This is a genomic window from Maritalea sp. (genome assembly GCF_051251695.1).
Classification (GTDB): Bacteria; Pseudomonadota; Alphaproteobacteria; order Rhizobiales; family Devosiaceae; genus Maritalea.
This window is the reverse complement of the sequence record NZ_JBPOEU010000102.1, coordinates 1-2,178: the sequence shown is the minus strand read 5'-3', so window position 1 is coordinate 2,178 and position 2,178 is coordinate 1. Positions and strand designations below refer to the sequence as shown.

1 protein-coding gene and 1 pseudogene are annotated in these 2,178 nt (G+C 50.6%); both read right to left on the bottom strand.

Annotated features, from left to right (window positions below):
• Window positions 1-666 (bottom strand): annotated as a pseudogene (locus tag ACSHWX_RS18435) (IS6 family transposase); the annotation flags it as partial.
• Between the two features lie 680 nt (window positions 667-1,346).
• The coding region (gene repC / locus ACSHWX_RS18430; RefSeq protein ID WP_435669668.1) for a plasmid replication protein RepC at window positions 1,347-2,178 on the bottom strand (832 nt) is incomplete at its 5' end.

Here is a 2,178-nt window from a genome sequence, read left to right as displayed (position 1 = left end):
AACGCATCTTCGAGGGCGTTGCGGCATGAGACTGCGGTTTTTTGATCGGGGGGGGGGTGGAGAATCGGGTTAATCTGGTCATGCGCAGACAGAAACCTCTGAACCTGCCGGTGGGATTTGAACCTGCCAATGATTTTCTCTCGTTCGCGGGTTGGCCTATGCAAGACTTCGATTGCGTTGTGTAGACCCTTGTGAGCGCGATGGTCAGCGTCTGGAACTCGCGTCTTGATCGGTTTGATGTAGCTGCGTAACGTGTCCGTTATGGCGACCCTCGGTTCGTCGAACTGGGCGATTAATCCTTGGAAAAATCGCCTTGCCGCTTTGGCATTCCGGCGCGTTTGTTCAAGAATATCAAGAAAGCCTCGCGTCGATCGCGCTCCACAGCCAATGCTTTTTGCCACGAACCGTTATAACGACTTCGTCCATGTGCCAGTTGTCGTTCGGTTGCGGTCAATCCCGACGAATGCAATCTGCGAAGTGTCGGCCAAAGCGATTGACCCAAAGCCGGACCATTTCTCGACTGACAACCACACCCCGCGCCGCCGACAGATATTCAGTATTCGCTCTCCTCAGGGGAAACCGGTGGTACGCCCAGACAGCGTACACAATGACCTCACGTGGATAACGACAGCCCGTCAGGCCGGGCAGGTCGGATGGAATTTTCATGGAACTGGCGTAACTTGATCAAATCCAGCCAACAACTTGGCAATTCGGCCTGAAGAGGATTGGCGTTTAGGCGTAGCGTGGTTTCGCTGCGTACGGTGTCTTGCTTATCCGGCAGTCCCCCCCTGCCCCATTGCGTGCGGATCGAGAATCAGTTCATCTTTGATTGGGGTATCGGTCTAGCTTCAAACTGACGCGACAGATTGCACATCCCATGAAATTCCTCGGCCGACCATTTGCTCGGTGACATTGGCCCACCTATTTGTCGCCATTGCTTCAGGCATTGCTCGTACAGAACCTCTATCGTCAAATGCTATCTCAAGACACGAAAGAACCTGCTTTTAGGTAACTGCAATAAGAAACCATAGTAAAATTTTATTTAACTAATTGATAAATATATACTTTAAGTGAAATTCGTGTTTGGGAACCACGTCAGAGTAATTGAATTCGGCCCAATAGCGATTGAGACACGGTTTGCGCCTAAACGATGCGCGTAATTCACAGGCAAAGGTTCGTGTCAGACTGTATATGGATCAGTTCGCCCGGCCCGATCTCTTCTGGAGGCAATGACATCTGTGGGGCGACCAACGGCAAGATTTGGCGGCTTTGCTATCATTGATTGGCTCGCGATTCATTGAGTCTGGCGATGTGGCTTGGAAAATTGTCCGCGGACAATTGTGAAATCAAGTTGCGTGATTCTGCGCTAAAGCCAGTCGTCGGATTAGCTTCTCTGGGCTAAAACCGTCACTTTTTGATCCAGTGGTTATTGACCTAAAATAGGCACCGACTGCTTTGATCTTGTCGTGGAACTGCATTATTGCCCAAACGGTTGCTGCAGCGCGTAAGGCACCAAGGCGCTTATGTGCTGCTTCGTAGTTTTGGGCTGTGATCCCAATCATTGGGGCAAGCGTTCGTGCGTGAGCAACGACATCATGAACGGTAACTATCGTTTTCAGTGAAAACTCGGCGGCTTCCGGACAGGCAGTCAGTAGTTCGGGGATGGTGATTGGAGCTTCTGAAGCCTTGGGAGCGTTCTGTTTTTTTTGAGTGATACTCTCTTTATCAATATGTTCTTTATTTGACTTATGATGATGCCGGACAAATTGACCGTCATTGGCGGCCATAGTTGTTGTTGAAATCGGACTTTCATCGTCGACTGACTCGGCATCAACTACTGAGATTGGGAGGTTTGAGAGGATTTGTTCACAGTCCTTGAGCGACAATTTCCGACGTAGGACACGAAAGATGCCCAGAGCGATCTCATCGTTTGGGTTATCGGTCAGACTTGCATTGGCTGCTGCGCGAATTTTGGCGCGCAGATAGTCAATTTGCTCCCGTTCCTTCATGACCTCAGCTGCCATTGAAGCAATCTCATGCAAGCGATCAAAGAGAGGTGAGAGGTCGAAGCCAAACCGAAGCGCCTTGCCCTCGTGTCTATTGTGCTTTGTGAAGCGCTTTCGATTCGGGCTGTCACGGCGAACGAGCAGGCCAATTTCTTGAAGCGTCGCTGCGTGG